Genomic DNA, 15,729 nt, shown 5'->3' on the forward strand with positions numbered 1-15,729 from the left:
GACTGCGTTTTGGCGGTCATGGGCCGTAGGATTGCCCGATCAGCAGGAGAGACAGCATGAAGTTGGATGGCCAGCGTGAGAGCGACAACGTCGAAGATGTCCGTGGCAGCAGCAGCGGGGGTGGCGGCCTGCCCATCGGCGGGCGCGGCCTGAGCCTGGGCGGTGTCGTCATCGCCCTGCTGGCATCCTGGGCCTTCGGCATCAACCCGCTGACGGTGCTCGGGCTGCTCGACGGCGGGGGCGGCGCTGCGCCGCAGGTCCAACCGGGCGCGCCGGCCGAGCAACACCCCAAGGATCCGGGTGCGGTATTCGTCAGCAAGGTACTGGCGGATACCGAAGACGTCTGGGGCGCCTACTTCCAACGCGCAGGCCAGCAATACCCCGCTCCCAAGCTTGTCATCTTCCGCGACCGCTGGCCCACCGGCTGCGGCACCGGCGAGGCCGCCATGGGCCCGTTCTACTGCCCCGCCGACCGCAAGGTCTACATCGACCTGGGCTTCTACGACACCTTGCGACAGCGCCTGGGCGCGCCGGGCGACTTCGCCCAGGCCTATGTCATCGCCCACGAGGTCGGCCACCACCTGCAGAACCTGATGGGCACGACCGAAAAGCTGGATCGCGCCCGCGGCCGCGTCTCCGAGCGCGAGGCGAACGCCATGAGCGTCAAGCTGGAGCTGCAGGCGGACTGCTTTGCCGGTGTCTGGGCGAATCTGTCGCAGCGCAGCAAAGGCTGGCTGGAGCAAGGCGACATCGAGGAGGCGCTGAACGCCGCCTCCCAGATCGGCGACGACACCCTGCAAAAGCGCTCCCGGGGCGCCGTCGTGCCCGAAAGCTTCACCCACGGCAGCAGCGCGCAGCGTGTTCGCTGGTTCAAGCGCGGCCTGGAAGCGGGCGATCTGAAGACATGTGACACGTTTTCGTCAGCCGCCCTCTAAGTCCCTGATTCAGGCCCACCCAATCAAGGGGGCGCCAGATGACCCCCAAAAGGCTTTGTGTGAAACACTGCCATCCAAACCGCCGAGCCCCCTATTAGCATCGGCCCGCTCTGACGCCCAGAGCGAGTTGTGCCCTAGTCTGGTGCAACCCAAAAACGGATCCACGAGGCACACTGTCATGAGCGAACGCCAAATCAACGACCCGCAGTCGACGCCCAAGGTGCCGGCCTCCGTCGACGCGTCCGCCGGCCGGCCGACCTCGACCCGGATGAACGCGTCGCGCCGACGCTTTGCCCAAGCGGGCGCGGCCACGCCGGTCGTGCTGGGCAGCCTGTTGAGCAAACCGGCGCTGGCGAGCCAGGCCTACAACTGCACCGTGTCGGGCCAGATGTCCGGCAATGCGTCGCCGCGGCCTGGCAAGGCGGACTGCAAGCTCCTCGGCAAGTCGCCCGGCTACTGGAAGAACGCAAGCACCTGGCCGGCCGGCACGCTGAAGGGCACTCTGCCCACGGCGAGTTGCAGCTTCGGCGGCAACAAGGGCACCGTCTTCGGAGGCTTCATCAGCGGTGGCCAGACACTGATGGACGCCTTCCGCTACAAGGCTGAGTCCTCGGCCTGCAATGTTTATGGCTACCGCGATTCGGCGTTCGGGTTGTGCACGAGCAAGGCCACCCTGCTGCAGGTCCTGAATACGCCCGGCGGCCAGAACGACACGATGATCTACGCGCTGGGCCGCGCCACCGTGGCGACCATCCTGAATGCGCTGAACGTCGGTACCGACTACCCGATCACGGTCGCCCAAGCCATCAAGATGTTCAATGCCGTCTGCCCGCTGGGCGGCAAATACCAGGTCAATACGACGGTCTCTTGGGACGCCAACCAGGTCATGGCTTACTTCCAGAGCCTGTACTCCTGAGCGGCCGGCACCGTCGGTGTGACACTTCGGGCGTCCGTAGCGACGCCCGAAGTCTTTCTGCAGCCACTCCGTGACCTCCACCGATCCAGTGCCAACGCCTCGATGGGCACTCACTTACGGGGCCGATCTGTCGATCAGGGTCTGGGGTGACGACTGCCTCGTGCATCACGCGCTGTCCAACGACACCCATCGCCTCGCCGCCTGGCTGGTACCCGCCCTGCGACGCCTCGCCGAGCAGCCGCCTGCGGAGTTCGACGAACTGGCTGCGCTGATGGATGCCGATTCGGAAATGACCGCCGATGTGCTGCAACAGCTCGAACAGCTGTTGTTGGTCCAGCGATGCTGACGCTGGGCATGCTGGCCCCGGCGGAACTTGGCCAACGGCTGCACGACGGCCTGACGCTCAGGACTGGCCCCTTCGCCTACCGCATCCACAGCAGCTGCCCGCCCGTGGCGGCGGGCCTGGCGGCGTTGTACGCGGATTTCGAGCTGGAACCCGAGGGCGGCATCGCCGACTTCCACGTGCATGTGCAGCCTGTCACCGGGCTGCGGCGCTGGCTTGGCGCCCAGGTGGAATTCCGGCTGGATCAGCACAGCCCCTTTCTGCCGCTGCCTGCCAACCACGCCTTCGCTCTGCTGGAATGGGGCATGAACTGGTGCCTGGCCAGCCAGGCGAATCACTACCTGCTCTTCCACGCGGCGGTACTCGAGAAAGACGGCCAATGCCTCGTCATGCCGGGCGACCCCGGTGCCGGCAAAAGCACGCTGACGGCCGCGCTGATGCTGTCGGGCTGGCGGCTGCTCTCTGACGAGATGGCCATGATCGACCGCGATGACGGGCAGGTCGCACCGCTGGCCCGTCCGGTCAGCCTGAAGAACCAGTCGATCGCCATCATCCGCCGCTTCTCCCCGCAGGCCGTCTTGGGTGAGGCGGCCCGCGACACGCACAAGGGCACGGTCTCCCATTTGCGCGCGTCGGCCGCCAGCGTGACCGGCCAGCAACAGCAGGCGCGGCCTACGCAGCTGATCTTTCCGCGCTGGCGTGCCGGCGCGCCGACGCAGCTGACGCCGGTGCCACAGGCCCAGGCCTTCGAGCGGCTGGCCGGCCATGCGTTCAACTACAGCATGCTGGGCCGGGTGGGCTTCGAGCTGACGGCAGCGTTGATCGATTCGTGCGGGTGCTGGGATTTCTGCTACTCCGACCTGGCGGAAGGGCTGGCCACGCTTGACGGGCTGAAGTCATGACGCCGGCATGGGAACCGCTGCTGCGCTCCTTGCGCGAGCCGGCTTTCATGGCTTCCCATGGCGAAGCGACCTGGGACCTGCTGCTGCGCCAGGCCGTGTCGGCCGGCTTGTTGGCCCGGCTGGGTGCGCTGGCCTGTGAGGCGGGCGTCGAGCGCTCACTGCCCTTGCCCGTGCGCCGCCAGATGCGCGCGCTGCTGGCCGTTTCCCAGGAACAGCGGCGCGCCGTGCGCTGGGAGCTGGTGCTGCTGTCCCGCGATCTGGCAAGCCTCCCCGGCCCCGTGATGCTGCTCAAGGGCGCGGCCTATGTCGCCGGCGACCTGCCGCCAGCCCCGGGCCGACTGTTCTCGGACATCGACATCCTGGTGCCGCGTGAGCAGCTCGACGAGGCGGAGGCGGCGCTGATGCTCGGTGGCTGGGCCAGTGCTGCGGGGACAGCCTACGATGAACGCTACTACCGACGATGGATGCACGAGCTACCGCCGATGGTGCACCTGCGCCGCCAGACCAACCTGGACCTGCACCACAACATCCTGCCATTGACGGCGCGCATCAAAACCCACAGCGCACCGCTTCTGGCGGCCGCCCAGCCGGTCACGGAATTCCCGCGTTTCAGCCTGCCGTCGGCGCCGGACCAGATCCTGCACAGCGCGACGCATCTGATGCACGAGGGCGAATGGGGGCACGGCCTGCGCGACCTCAGTGATCTCGACAGCCTGTTGCGCCGCCATGCTGCCGAGCCTGGCTTCTGGAACACCTTGCTGGCGCGCGCCGCAACCCTGTCGCTGGGCCGGCCGCTGTTCTATGCCCTTTGCCTGTGCCGGCGCCATCTGCACACACCCATCCCCGAGGATGTGCTGGAGCGCTGCCCTGCCCGGCCCGGCCCTCTGTTGCGCTGGCTGATGCAGGGCTTGCTGAGGCGGGCCCTGACCAGCGCCCACCGCGGCTCGATGGCGCCGGGCACGCGCGTTGCCGAGTTTGCGCTCTTCGTTCGCAGCCATTACCTTCGCATGCCACTGCATCTGCTCGTGCCTCATCTCGTCGTGAAAGCGGTCAGCCGGCCGCCTGCGAGCCCGTCCCGGCGCGACGACATCGATCCGCTGGAGCAGCGTTGAGGAGGAGGTCCTGATGGAAAAACCCAAGCCCTTTTCGATGATCCGCGAGTTCCATCTCGCCGATTGGTTCACCCTCGGCAATGCCTGCGCCGGCATGGGCGCCCTGTTCGCCGTGATGAGCTTCCTGCAGACCGGCGAGCGCCAACATCTGCAATACGCCTGTGCGTTGATTCCGCTGGCGCTGGCCTTCGACGTGCTGGACGGCCGTATTGCGCGCTGGCGCCAGAAGAGCTCGGCCCTGGGCCGCGAGCTGGATTCCCTGGCCGACGTGATCTCCTTCGGCGTCGCGCCCGCGGCGATCGCCTACGGCTGCGGCATGCAGGGGCTGTATGACCGCATCGTGCTGGTGTTCTTCGTCGCCTGCGGCGTCAGCCGGCTGGCGCGCTACAACGTGACGGCGGAAAAACTCAGCGCAGGCTCGGACAAGGTGGCGTATTTCGAGGGCACGCCGATTCCGACGTCCATGCTGCTTGTGGCTGTGCTGTGGGTGGCCGCGGTTCAGGGGGCCATCGGTGACGCGCTATGGGGTGGCGTCTGGTGGCTGGCGGGCTTCAAGTTGCACCCGCTGGTGCTGATGTTCGCGCTATCCGGCTCGTTGATGGTGAGCCGGATTCGGATTCCGAAACTCTAAGCCGTTCGGCGCGACAACCAGCTCAGCGGCGATTCCTGAATCGCGACAGACGACTGGGATTCGAGGAAATCACTGGGCGGCTGGCTGCGATATTCGCTGACGCCCACGCCGTCCAAGCAGGCATCCAGGCCGAAGGCGGTGCCGAGGTCGGCGGGATCCGGCTCGCTGCGCGCAGCGACGTCTCGGCGGAAGAAGCGCAGCGCTGGAACGAATCGCATGGCAGACCTCATTGGCTTGACGGGCCGACAACAACATCAGCACCGTGAACCCAGTGTGCGGGATTCATGTGACAACCGAACCCCCCATCTGTGAGTAAATATTGCCTCGCCAGGCATTTCCGCACAGGGGCAACCCCTGTTTTTCCCAGTGTTGATGGGGTCTGCGGGCCGATGCCCCCGATCCGAGGGGAGCGTTGCGCTTTTGCAATTCTTTTCTGCGCCTCCCTAGAGCTCAGGATAGGTTCGCAGGGTCCGGCGCTTAAGCTGCCCCACCTCCAAGCCCCCCGGCTTTTTGCATGAGTTCAGAACTGTTGAAGTGGGTCGCCAGCGGCCTGATTGCCACCGTGCTCGTCTGTACGTTGTGGATGGCGAGTGCCATACATCCCGAACAGGGCGGCACCAACTTGATGCTCGCCCAGGTGGCAGCACCGACAACGGCCGCATCGGCTCCAGTGACGGCCACTCGCTGATCAGCCCAGCGCAAGCTTGGCGCCGTCCGCCAGGGCCTGGCCGATCTGATCCAGCAGGGCGCCCCGCCCTTGCAACTGCCATTGGTGCCAGTACAGCGCCACGTCGACGCCGATCTCCGGCCTGAGCACGACGAGCTGGCCGGCTTCGACAAGGGCGCGAACCTGGATCTCGGGCGCCACGCCCACGCCCCAACCCATGGCGGCGGCGCGCACATAGGCTTCGCTGGACGGCACAAAGCGTTCGCGCAGCCTTGGTCCGCGCACGCCGAAGGCCTGTGACACCCATTGCACCTGCGTGTCGTCCTTGCGGTTGAAGACGAGAAACGGTGTGTCGGCGAAGTTGCCAGCGTGCAAACCTTCGGGCAACTGGCTCGCCAGGAAACCCGGGCTGGCCACTGCCACATAACGCATGACGCCCAGGGCCTGCACCCGGCAGCCCTGCAGCGCCTCGGCCACTGTGGACATGCAGCCGAGCACCGCGCCCTGGCGCAGGCTGTCGTGGGTGAAGTCCTGGTCGTCGACGACGAGTTCCAGCCCATAGCCCTCATGCAGGCCCCGCTGCACGAGAGCGTCGAGTGCCAGGGGTACCCAGGTCGCCAGGCTGTCGGCGTTGACGGCAATGGCCAGGCGCGATTGCGGCGCGACGCGCTCGCCCAGTTCTCGTGCCACATCCACGCGCAGCGCCTGCAACTGCCGGGCAAAGCGCAGCAGCACCTTGCCCGCCTCCGTCAGCCGCAGCGGCCGCGAGCGCACCACCAGCGGCTGGCCGACCTGGGCCTCCAGCGACCGCAAGCGTTGCGACACGGCGCTCTGCGTGATCGACAGGCGCTGGGCGGCACGCTCGAAGCCCTGCTCGTCGGCCAGGGCGGCCAGGCAGTCCAGCGCGGCGTGATCGAAGTCATTCATAAGCATTACTAATGTATAGCCAAGAATATGAATGACACTTCTTGAATTGCCTGCCAATGCAGAGAATCTGCCGATGCCCGCCTCCGCTCTGGCCTCTGCAACCGCGCCCGCCGTCTTTGCGCAGGGCTGGGCCATGGGCGCCGGCCTCATCCTGGCCATTGGTGCCCAGAACGCGCTGGTGCTGCGCCAAGGCCTCAAGCGGGAACACGTCGGCGCCGTCGTCGCGGTCTGCACGCTGTCGGACTGGCTGCTGATTGCGCTGGGCGTCTTCGGCCTCGGTGCGCTGATCCAGGGCCAGCCGCTTCTGCTGGAAGTGTTTCGCTTCGGTGGCGCCGCCTTCCTGCTCATTTACGCGCTGCTCGCCGCCCGGCGCGCCTGGCGTCCCGCCCCCGGGCTGGATGCCGCAACAGCCGCGTCCAGCCTCGGCGCCACCTTGTCGGCCGCTTTTGCCTTCACCTATCTGAATCCCCACGTCTACCTGGACACCGTCGTGCTGCTCGGCGGCCTGGGTGCGCGCCAGCCGGCCGAGCTGCGCACCGCCTTCGCGGCCGGGGCCGGCCTGGCGTCGGCGATGTGGTTTGGCCTGCTCGGTTTCGGCGCGGCGGCGGCGGCGCCGCGGTTGCGCAGCGCCCACACCTGGCGGGTCATCGATGCCCTCGTCGCTGTGCTGATGGCCGCGCTGGGTTTACAACTCCTCCTGCAACCCCTCTAAGAACTCAAAAGGACAGCCATGAAGATCGTCGTTCTCGGCGCCGGCATCATCGGCATCGCCACCGCCTGGTATTTGCTCGACGAGGGGCATGAGGTCATCGTCGTCGACCGCCAGCCGGACGCCGCGCTGGAGACCAGCTTCGCCAACGGCGCGCAGATCTCGGTCAGCTTCTGCGAACCCTGGGCCAATGCCGGCGCACCCTTCAAGGTGGCCAAGTGGCTGTTGCGCGACGACTCGCCGCTGCTGTTCCGTCCGCGCCTGGACCCCAACCAGTGGCGCTGGGGCCTGGCCTTCCTGATGCAGTGCACGAACGCCGCCTTCGAGCGCAATGTCGAGGAACTCGTGCAGCTGGGCCGCTACTCGCATGCCTCGCTGAAAGATCTTGTCGCGCGCACCGGCATCGAATATGACCGCCTGGAGCGCGGCATCCTGCATTTCTTCTCCAGCCAGGCCGACTTCGACAACGGCGCCGCCGGCGCCGAGATCATGCGACGCCATGGCGTGGACCGCCGCGTGCTGGGCCGTGAGGAGGTGCTGAAGGTCGAGCCGGCGCTGGCGGCCTTCGGCAACCGCATCTTCGGCGGCACCTTCACGCCCAGCGACGAAAGCGGTGACGCCAAGGTCTTCACGCAGAAGCTCGCCCGGCTGTGCGCCGAACGCGGCGCGCAATTCCTGTACGAGCACGACATCCTCGGACTGCAGCGTGCGGGCGACGGCATCGAGTCCGTGCAGGTTGCCCACACGCGCAGCGGCGAGCGCCTGACGTTGAAAGCCGATGCCTTCGTCGCCGCCATGGGCTCCTACACGCCGGCCCTGGTTCAGCCCCTCGGCGAGCACCTCAACATCTATCCCGCCAAGGGCTACTCGGCCACGCTGCGGCTGAAGAAGCCCGAGGCCGCCAGCGTTGTCAGCCTGCTGGATGACACCCGCAAGATCGCCATCTCGCGCCTGGGCGACCACATCCGCATCGCCGGCACGGCCGAGCTGTCGGGCTTCGACCTCAACCTCGATTCACCGACGGCCCGGGTGCGCTGTGCCGCCCTGGTCAAGCGCTACGAGGAACTCTTTCCCGGCGTGGCCGACACCAGCGAGCCCAACTACTGGACCGGCCTGCGCCCCAGCACGCCGACCAACATCCCCTACATCGGCCGCAGCAAGAAGGCTCGCAACCTGTGGATCAACGCCGGCCACGGCACCCTGGGCTGGACGCATGGCGCCGGCTCGGGCCATGCGATGGCCGAGTTGATCGCTGGCCGAAAGCCGGGCATGGCCTTCGGCTTCTACGGTTCGGTCTGATCAGAGCGTCTTCAGCAGCGCCTCGACCTGGGCCTGCTGCGGGAACTTCTTGCCCAGCTTGGCCAGGCCTTCAAGCTCCGCCTTGGCGGCCGGCTTGTCGCCGGACTGGATCAGGATCTGTGCCAGGTTGAGCTTGTAGGCCGGCTGGTCGGGCTGGTCGCTGATGAGCTGGCGCTGCGCGCTGATCGCCTTGCTGAAGTCCTTTTCGTTGGCCAGCACGGTGGCATAGGTGTCTCGCAAGGCCGCGTAGTCGGGGTTGAGCTTGAGGCCGCGCTCGGCCAGTTCGCGCGCACCGGGCTTGCCGGTCTTGCTGCGCAGCCAGGCGACGTTGTTGATGATGGGCAGCGCGTCAGGGTTGCGCTTGAGCAGCGCTTCATAGCGGCCGAGCGCCGGGTCGAGTTCGCCGCGGGCCAGCAGGATGTCGGCCGTGGCTGCCGGGAAGCTCTGGTCCTGCGGGTGCGCAGCCGCCCACTGGGTCTCGAAGGCCTGCGCCTCGTCACGCTTCTTGGCCGCCATCAGCACGGAGAACAGACGCGGTGCGGCGTCGGCCGGCTCGCGCAGGGCGACGGCCTTGCGCAGGGCCGCGATGGCTACGTCGTAGTGCTGGCGGTTGCTCTCGATCTCGGCTTCGGCCATCAGCGCAAAGGCCTCTTGCGGATTCTTCTTCTGGCGCTCGCGCAGGGCGGTCAGCGCCTCGTCAACGCGACCCTGGCGGGCGGCGAGCTGGATCAGCAGGCGCTGGGCCGGCACAGAGGCCGGTTCGGCTTCCAGCGCGCGCTTGACCTCGCGCTCGGCGCCCGCGTCGTCCTTCTCCATGAAGCGCAGCTGCGCTAGGCCCAGCCAGCCTTGGGCGCGCGTGGGCGCCATCACCGTCAAGCGCGTATAGGTCTTGGCAGCCTGGGCCTTGTCGCCCGACGCCAGCTGGGTGCGTGCCAGGCGCTCCAGCAGGTCGGCGTTGAGCGGCAGAGCGGCGGCGGCCTCCTGCGCCGCCTGGGCGGCCTTGGCGGCGTCGCCGTTGCGCAGGTAGTGGTCGATCAACGACACGCGCAGTGCGGCCTCGGTCGGCTCCTCGCGCACGCCGGCGGCGAGCACCTCGGTGACGCGATCGACCGGCGCACGCGTCTGCGCCAGCAGGTCGGCCAGGGCCAAGCGGGCCTGCGGCGAATGCTGCTGGGTCGTGACGAAGCTCTCCAGGCGCTTGACCGCGGCCTCACTGCGGTTGGCCTGCATGTCCAGCGTGACCAGGCCCAGCACGGCGGGCAGATAGCCGGCATCGGCCTTCAGCGAGGCTTCGAAGGAGGCTTGCGCCGCCGCCGTGTCCTTGCGAACGAGGTGGATGCGCCCACGCAGGCCGTCCGGCACCGGGCTGCCCTGCATCTTGGGTGCAAGCTTGTCCAGGGCTGCCAGCGCCGCAGGCAGGTCATTGCGCCGCAGCAGCGCATTGATCAGCATCAAGTCGTAACTGCTGCCGCTGTCCTTGGCGGCAATGTCGCGCAGCTGGTTCATGGCCGCGTCGGCCTTGGCCCGGCTGGCGCCGCCCGGCGCAGCGCTGTCGCGAATGATGGCCGACAGTGCCAGGGCCGCGGTGGTCTTGGCGTCGTCAGGGCGCAGCTTGGCGGCGGCACCGAAGGCCTGATCGGCAGCCTCGAAATTGCCCTGCATCAGCTGGGCCTTGCCGGCCATCAGCAGGGAGTCGGCGTCGGCGCGGCCGCTTTCAAGCATCGGGCGCAGCGTCTCCAGCGTCTTGGCGGGCGAGCGCCGCTGCAGCTGCAGCCCGGCGAACTGGCGGCGCAGCGCCAGGTCCTCAGGCGCGAGCTTGAGGGCCTGGTTGAGCAGGTTCTCCGCGTCGGCAAGCTCGCCCAACTGCTGATGGGCTCCCGAGGCCAGGCGCAGCAGCGGCAGGTAGTTGGGCATCACCTTGAGCAGGGGCACGGCCAGCTCTTTCGCCTTGGCCGCATCACCCTTGGCCAGCGCGAGCTGGCCCTGCATGAAACGACCCTGCGGCTTCTTGGCGAGATCCGGCGGCATTTCGTCGACGAGCTTGGTCGCCACGTCGATCTGCTGGCGACCGAACGCCAGGCGCAGCAGCAGCGAGCGCGCGTCGTAGGAGCGCGGATCCAGCACCAGCACTTCGCGCAGCAGCGGCTCGGCCTCATCCATCTTGCCGCGCGCCAGCAGCACCTCGGCCTTGAGCAGCAGCGCCTTGCCCGCCTTGGGGTTCTTCAGGATCAGCTGGTCCAGCGCCGCGAGGGCCTCGTCGGGAAAGCCGGCGGCCACCTTGGTGCGGGCGCTGACGATGATGGCATCCTCGGACTCGGGCTGCAGCTGCAGGGCTCGCCCGGCCGCCGCCTTCGCTTCGGTCACGTTGCCCTGAGCCAGGAAAGCCATGGCCAGGTATTGCTGCAACGTCGACTGGGCCACGGGGTCGGCCAGGGTCTGGTCGGAGAATTCGCCGATCAACTTGCGCGACTGGCCCGACAGCAGCAGCGTTTGCGCCAGCAGCGGCGCCAGTTCGTCGCGCGGCGCGCCCAGCTCCCAGGCCCGGCGCAACTCGATCTCGGCGCCGGCTACGTCACCGGCATCCAGCAGCGCCTTGCCCAGTAGATGCCGGGCCTTGGCGTTCTCGGGGTTCTGCTGCAGCAGATTCTTCAGTTCAATGACAGCACCGCCGACGTCCTTCTGCTCCATGCGCTTTTGCGCGGCGGCGAGCAGGTCCTGCTCGGAACGTTGGCCGCAGGCCGCCAGTGCGGCAGCCAGCAGGAGGGGAGCGAAATGGCGCGTCTTCATCGAATCTCCGCAAATCAGGCGCGCGATTGTGTTCCTAGAATCCGCGCCCTTTCCTCCGAACTTTTCAGGACTTGTCAGGACTGGCCTCCCAGGGCCGTAATTCGAATGATTGCCCCTCCCCCTTTTTGCGCGATTGACTTCGGCACGTCGAATTCCGCGGTGGCGGTGCCCAATGCCAGCACGGCCGCCGGCGAGATGCATCTCATCGAGCTGGAACCGGCTCAACGCACGATGCCGACCGCGGTCTTCTACTTCACCGAAGGCGCCCACGACGCCGACGGCCCGCCGCGCGCCTTCGGCCGCGCCGCCGTGGCTGCCTATGTCGAGGGCCACGACGGCCGGCTGATGCGCTCGATGAAGAGCATCCTCGGCTCGCCCCTCATCGACCAGACCACCGACGTGGGCGGCGGCCGCGGCGCCAAGTATTCGGACATCGTCGCCGGCTACCTGAAGCGGCTGCGCCGCCTGGCCGGCGAACCCGAGCGCGCCGTGCTGGGCCGGCCGGTGTTCTTCGTCGACAGTGAGCCCGAGCGCGATGCGGCCGCCCAGGCCCAGCTGGAGGCCTGTGCCCGCGCGGCGGGCTTTCGCGAGGTGCATTTCCAGTACGAACCGATCGCGGCGGCCTTCGACTTCGAGCAGCAGGCGACGCGCGAACAGGTCGTGCTGGTCGCCGACATCGGTGGCGGCACCAGCGACTTCTCCATCGTGCGCGTCGGCCCCGAGCGCATGCAGCGCCTGGCGCGCCGCGACGACATCCTGGCCAGCCACGGCATCCACATCGCCGGCACCGATTTCGACCGCCACATCGAACTCGCCGGCCTGCTGCAGGAGTTCGGCTACCGCACCACGGGACCCAGCGGGCGCGAGGTGCCCAGCGGCATCTATTTCGACCTGGCCACCTGGCATCTGATCAACACCTGCTACTCGCCGCTGCGCGTGGCCGAGTGGCGCGGCATGAAGAGCTGGTTCAGCGACGTGCGCCAGCACGCCCGGCTGATGACGGTGCTGGAGGAGCGCCTGGGCCACGAGTTGGCCGCTCGCGCCGAGGGCGCCAAGATTGCCGTGTCGGGCGGCGAGGACACGACGGTGGACCTCGGTCACATCGAGACCGGCCTGGTGCTGCCGCTGAGCGAGAAGACCGCGGTGGACGCGCTACGCGCCGACCTCGACCGCATCATCTCGACCGCCCACGAAACCGTGGCGCTTGCCGGCCTGAAGGCCGGCCAGATCGACGCCCTTTACTTCACCGGCGGCTCAACCGGGCTGCGCCTGCTGGTGGACGGCATGGCCGCCGGCTTCCCCGCCGCGGCGCGCGTCAGCGGCGACCGCTTTGCTTCGGTCGCGACCGGCCTGGGCCTGCACGCCCGACGGCTTTTTGGGCCGGCTGCGGCTTCAATGGCCTAGACACGTCCGCCAGCATCAACACCGCGCTGACCAGCCCCTCGACCGCTTCTTCCAGATCGGTCGGCGGCTCCAGCGACTCGATCTCCTCGAGCAGCGTATCGGCGTCCTCGAGGTCGTCCGGGTCCAGGTGCAGATAGAGGGCCGCCAGCGGCTCCAGCAGCGGTTCCTCGGGCAGCTTCATCAGTGCTGGATGGGCATCCAGCGCATGCGCAAAGCCGGCCACCCACGGCAGCACGGTTTCGCTGGGACTGGCGTCCTCGTCGAGCTCGAACACCCAGGGGTCGAACCACTGCCGACCGACGATGGCCAAGTTCAGCTCCTTGTGGCGGCGGCGCAGCAGCCCGATCAACTCGTCGCTGATGCGCTGGGGAATGGGTCGCCCCTCGCTGTCCAACAGCGGCGGCAGCCATTGCTCCAGCGGCACGACTGAAGGCTGCAGCAGCACGCCACAGAGATAGCCGTCGGCCATGCTGACGTCCAGCGGTTCCAGCGGCGCCGGCAAGGCGTCAAGCAGAGCCTGCAGGCGCTCCAGATCGGCTTCGGACAGGGCTTCGGTGGGGCGGTGCTGGGGGGCTGACATGGCGGGATTATGGGCAGTGCAAGTGAATATTGCCCACCGGGGCGCCGGCCGAAGCTCTAGAGTGCCTCCATCCCAACGACGCCCTCTACCCTGAGGGCTTCACGACCCGGCAGCCTGCTGACCGGGTCTTTTTTTGTTGGTCACTTGGCACGCAGCTCGCTGGCGCGAGCCGCTCGGCGCTGGTGCGCCGGGACCTGCGGCCCTGTGCCAAGAGGCCCATCCGCGCCCCGTGGGGCGCGAGGCCGGTCACGTTGCACGCATCTCCCCAGCGTGAGCCGTGGGTTCCGGCACCCCTTCACGCAGCAAGCGAATGGCGCCGGGCCAATCTTGCGTCGGGCTTTCATACTGGCGGCATGTCCGCTGCCGTACTCGCGCTGCGCTTCGACCCGGCGGTCGTGGTGCTGTCCTACCTGACCGCTGCCTTCGCCTCCTATGTGGCGCTGGACCTCGCCCAACGCGTGCGCACGCCCGATGCGCTGGTCGCCCGCACCTGGTGGATTGCCGGTTCGCTGTCCATGGGCACGGGCATCTGGGCCATGCATTTCGTCGGCATGCTGGCCCTCAAGCTGCCCTTCCTCGTCGGCTATGACAGCGCCGTCACACTGCTGAGCTGGCTCGCGGCCGTGGGCGTGTCGGCTATCGCGCTGCGCGTTGCGGCCGGAGAGGCGCTGACGCCCACCCGCCTGGCCGTGGGCGCCGTCAGCATGGGCGCGGGCATCTGCGCCATGCACTACACCGGCATGGCCGCCCTGGTGCTGGCGCCCGGCATCCAGTGGCATTGGGGCCTGGTGGCGGCCTCGGTCGCCGTCGCCACCGGCGCAGCCGCCGCGGCCCTCATCATCTTCTTCGGCCTGCGCAGGCTGCCGCGGGCCTGGGCCCGCTGGGGCCAGCTCGTCGCGGCCCTCGTCATGGGTGCGGCCGTGGCCGGCATGCACTACACCGGCATGGCCGCCGCCGACATTGCCGAAGGCACGGTCTGCCTCAGCGCCGACGCGCTGCGCGGCGACAACCTCGGCAATCTCGTCGCCGGCGCCACCTTCGCGCTGCTGTTGCTGACGCTGATCACCTCGGCCCTGGACGCCCGCGGCCAGCGCCGCACCAACCGGCTGCAGCAGTCCCTGCAGGCCGCCACGACCGAGCTGCAGGAAATCGCGCTGCGCGACCCGCTGACCGGCCTGGCCAACCGCCAGCTGCTGGACGACCGCCTGCAGCATGCCGCCGCGCGCGGCCAGCGCGAGGGCGCTCGTCTGGCCCTGCTGACCGTCAACCTGGACGGCTTCAAGCCCATCAACGACAGCTTCGGCCTGGCCGCCGGCGACCAGGTGTTGCGCGAGACCGCTCTGCGGCTGCAAGGCCTGGCCCGTGGCCATGACACCCTGGCCCGGCTGGCCGCCGATGAATTCGTGCTGATGGTAGAGGGCGATGTCGGCGAGACGACGCTGGCCCAGATCGCCCAACGCCTGCTGGACGCGCTGGCCGAGCCCATGACCGGCGTGCCTGGCGCCGGCAGCCAGCCGCTGCGGCTGTCGGCCTCGGTCGGCATTGCGCTGTACGACGGCAGCGGGCCCGGCGAGGCGCTGGTGGCCCAGGCGGATTCGGCCGCCCAGTCGGTCAAACGTGCGGGCGGCAATGGCTTTGCCTTCTTCGAGGCGCATATGCAGGCCGGCGTGCGCGAGCAGGTCGAGCTGGCCCGCGACCTGCGCGCCGCACTGGCCGGCGAAACCGGCAGCGGCCGCCTGACCCTGCACTACCAGCCCAAGATCGCCACTGCCCACGGCGAAGTCAGGGGCGTCGAGGCGCTGCTGCGCTGGCAGCACCCGCAGCGCGGTGCGATCAGCCCGGTCGTCTTCATCCCGGTGGCCGAGCGCTTCGGTCTGATCGTGCCGCTGGGTGACTGGGTCATCAAGGAGTCCTGTCGCCAGATTGCACTTTGGCGTGAGGCGGGCCTGCAGATGCGCGTGGCCATCAACCTGTCGGTGCAGCAGCTGCGCCAGCCCGACGCCCTGGTGCGCCGCTTCGAGGAGGCGCTGGCCCAGTATGGCGTCGACGCCCGCCAACTGACCTGCGAGATCACCGAGTCCGTCGCGATGGACGACGCCACCGCCACCGAACGCTCACTGCAGCGCCTGGCCGAACTCGGTCTGTGCCTGTCCATTGACGATTTCGGCACCGGCTATTCCAGCCTGGCCTATCTGCGTCGCCTGCCGGTGTCGCAGCTCAAGATCGATCGCAGCTTCATCCAGGACCTGGAGAGCAGCGCCGACGCCCGCGCCATCGTCAGGGCCGTCATCGAACTGGCCCATGCGCTAGGCCTGCAGGTGGTGGCAGAAGGGGTCGAGACCGAAGGCCAGGCCGAGGTGCTGCGCGGCAAACGCTGCGACAAGCTGCAGGGCTTTTTGTTCGCGCGCCCGATGCCGGCCGAGGACCTGACGCGCTGGGCGAAGGACGCGCAGGACGACCGGCCGCGCTTCAGCTCGTCGGTCTACGCAACGCTGGACCCCAGCATTTAGGGCCGAA

At 68.3% G+C, this 15,729-nt stretch carries 15 protein-coding genes; 11 read left to right on the forward strand and 4 right to left on the reverse strand.

From position 1 onward, the window contains the following. The first annotated feature begins 56 nt into the window (after positions 1-56). From ypfJ to pssA, 6 genes are all read left to right on the forward strand, one after another. Positions 57-935 (forward strand): KPN_02809 family neutral zinc metallopeptidase, encoded by an 879-nt coding sequence (gene ypfJ / locus ACXJKM_RS07285; RefSeq protein WP_056191665.1) that lies wholly within the window; start codon positions 57-59, stop codon positions 933-935. Positions 936-1,113: 178 nt separating this feature from the next. Beyond that, the gene (locus ACXJKM_RS07290; RefSeq protein ID WP_457351286.1) at positions 1,114-1,851 is read left to right on the forward strand and encodes a hypothetical protein; all 738 of its coding nucleotides are present in this window, start codon (positions 1,114-1,116) and stop codon (positions 1,849-1,851) included. Between the two features lie 70 nt (positions 1,852-1,921). Further along, positions 1,922-2,197, forward strand: a complete 276-nt coding sequence (locus ACXJKM_RS07295; RefSeq protein WP_457351288.1) for a hypothetical protein — start codon at positions 1,922-1,924, stop codon at positions 2,195-2,197. Next, complete coding sequence (locus tag ACXJKM_RS07300; protein ID WP_457351290.1) at positions 2,191-3,096, forward strand: HprK-related kinase A; 906 nt, start codon at positions 2,191-2,193, stop codon at positions 3,094-3,096. The genes ACXJKM_RS07295 and ACXJKM_RS07300 overlap by 7 nt, the downstream gene beginning before the upstream one ends. Continuing rightward, positions 3,093-4,208 carry a nucleotidyltransferase domain-containing protein gene (locus ACXJKM_RS07305; RefSeq protein ID WP_457351292.1) on the forward strand — a complete coding sequence of 372 codons (1,116 nt, stop codon included), beginning with the start codon at positions 3,093-3,095 and terminating at the stop codon, positions 4,206-4,208. The genes ACXJKM_RS07300 and ACXJKM_RS07305 overlap by 4 nt, the downstream gene beginning before the upstream one ends. Before the next feature lie 13 nt (positions 4,209-4,221). After that, positions 4,222-4,839: a CDP-diacylglycerol--serine O-phosphatidyltransferase gene (gene pssA, locus ACXJKM_RS07310; RefSeq protein ID WP_056191659.1), complete on the forward strand. Its 618-nt coding sequence runs from the start codon at positions 4,222-4,224 to the stop codon at positions 4,837-4,839. On the opposite strand, the gene ACXJKM_RS07315 is transcribed toward pssA, so the two are convergent. Beyond that, positions 4,836-5,057 carry a hypothetical protein gene (locus tag ACXJKM_RS07315; protein ID WP_056191657.1) on the reverse strand — a complete coding sequence of 74 codons (222 nt, stop codon included), beginning with the start codon at positions 5,055-5,057 and terminating at the stop codon, positions 4,836-4,838. The two genes, pssA and ACXJKM_RS07315, sit on opposite strands and share 4 nt — an antisense overlap. Positions 5,058-5,353: 296 nt before the next feature. Here ACXJKM_RS07315 and ACXJKM_RS07320 point away from each other — a divergent pair, with 296 nt between their 5' ends. Continuing rightward, positions 5,354-5,527, forward strand: a complete 174-nt coding sequence (locus ACXJKM_RS07320) for a hypothetical protein (RefSeq protein ID WP_157281035.1) — start codon at positions 5,354-5,356, stop codon at positions 5,525-5,527. Here ACXJKM_RS07320 and ACXJKM_RS07325 read toward each other — a convergent pair whose 3' ends face one another. Then, on the reverse strand, positions 5,528-6,433 hold the full coding sequence (locus tag ACXJKM_RS07325; RefSeq protein ID WP_056191655.1) for a LysR family transcriptional regulator ArgP: 906 nt from the start codon (positions 6,431-6,433) through the stop codon (positions 5,528-5,530). A 73-nt stretch (positions 6,434-6,506) separates the two neighbouring features. Between ACXJKM_RS07325 and ACXJKM_RS07330 the strand changes: the two genes are divergently transcribed. Both ACXJKM_RS07330 and ACXJKM_RS07335 read left to right on the forward strand, forming a co-directional pair. After that, on the forward strand, positions 6,507-7,145 hold the full coding sequence (locus tag ACXJKM_RS07330; protein ID WP_457351294.1) for a LysE/ArgO family amino acid transporter: 639 nt from the start codon (positions 6,507-6,509) through the stop codon (positions 7,143-7,145). An 18-nt stretch (positions 7,146-7,163) separates the two neighbouring features. Further along, positions 7,164-8,441, forward strand: a complete 1,278-nt coding sequence (locus tag ACXJKM_RS07335; protein WP_457351296.1) for a D-amino acid dehydrogenase — start codon at positions 7,164-7,166, stop codon at positions 8,439-8,441. Here ACXJKM_RS07335 and prsT read toward each other — a convergent pair whose 3' ends face one another. Then, positions 8,442-11,228, reverse strand: a complete 2,787-nt coding sequence (gene prsT, locus ACXJKM_RS07340) for an XrtA/PEP-CTERM system TPR-repeat protein PrsT (protein ID WP_457351298.1) — start codon at positions 11,226-11,228, stop codon at positions 8,442-8,444. 105 nt (positions 11,229-11,333) lie between these two features. Here prsT and ACXJKM_RS07345 point away from each other — a divergent pair, with 105 nt between their 5' ends. Then, the gene (locus ACXJKM_RS07345) at positions 11,334-12,632 is read left to right on the forward strand and encodes an Hsp70 family protein (RefSeq protein ID WP_457351300.1); all 1,299 of its coding nucleotides are present in this window, start codon (positions 11,334-11,336) and stop codon (positions 12,630-12,632) included. Here ACXJKM_RS07345 and ACXJKM_RS07350 read toward each other — a convergent pair. Continuing rightward, on the reverse strand, positions 12,544-13,212 hold the full coding sequence (locus tag ACXJKM_RS07350) for a YecA/YgfB family protein (RefSeq protein WP_056191642.1): 669 nt from the start codon (positions 13,210-13,212) through the stop codon (positions 12,544-12,546). The genes ACXJKM_RS07345 and ACXJKM_RS07350 overlap by 89 nt on opposite strands. A gap of 353 nt (positions 13,213-13,565) precedes the next feature. Here ACXJKM_RS07350 and ACXJKM_RS07355 point away from each other — a divergent pair, with 353 nt between their 5' ends. Next, positions 13,566-15,722: a putative bifunctional diguanylate cyclase/phosphodiesterase gene (locus tag ACXJKM_RS07355; protein WP_457351302.1), complete on the forward strand. Its 2,157-nt coding sequence runs from the start codon at positions 13,566-13,568 to the stop codon at positions 15,720-15,722. Positions 15,723-15,729 lie beyond the last annotated feature (7 nt).

Source organism: Roseateles sp. P5_D6 (assembly GCF_054049415.1).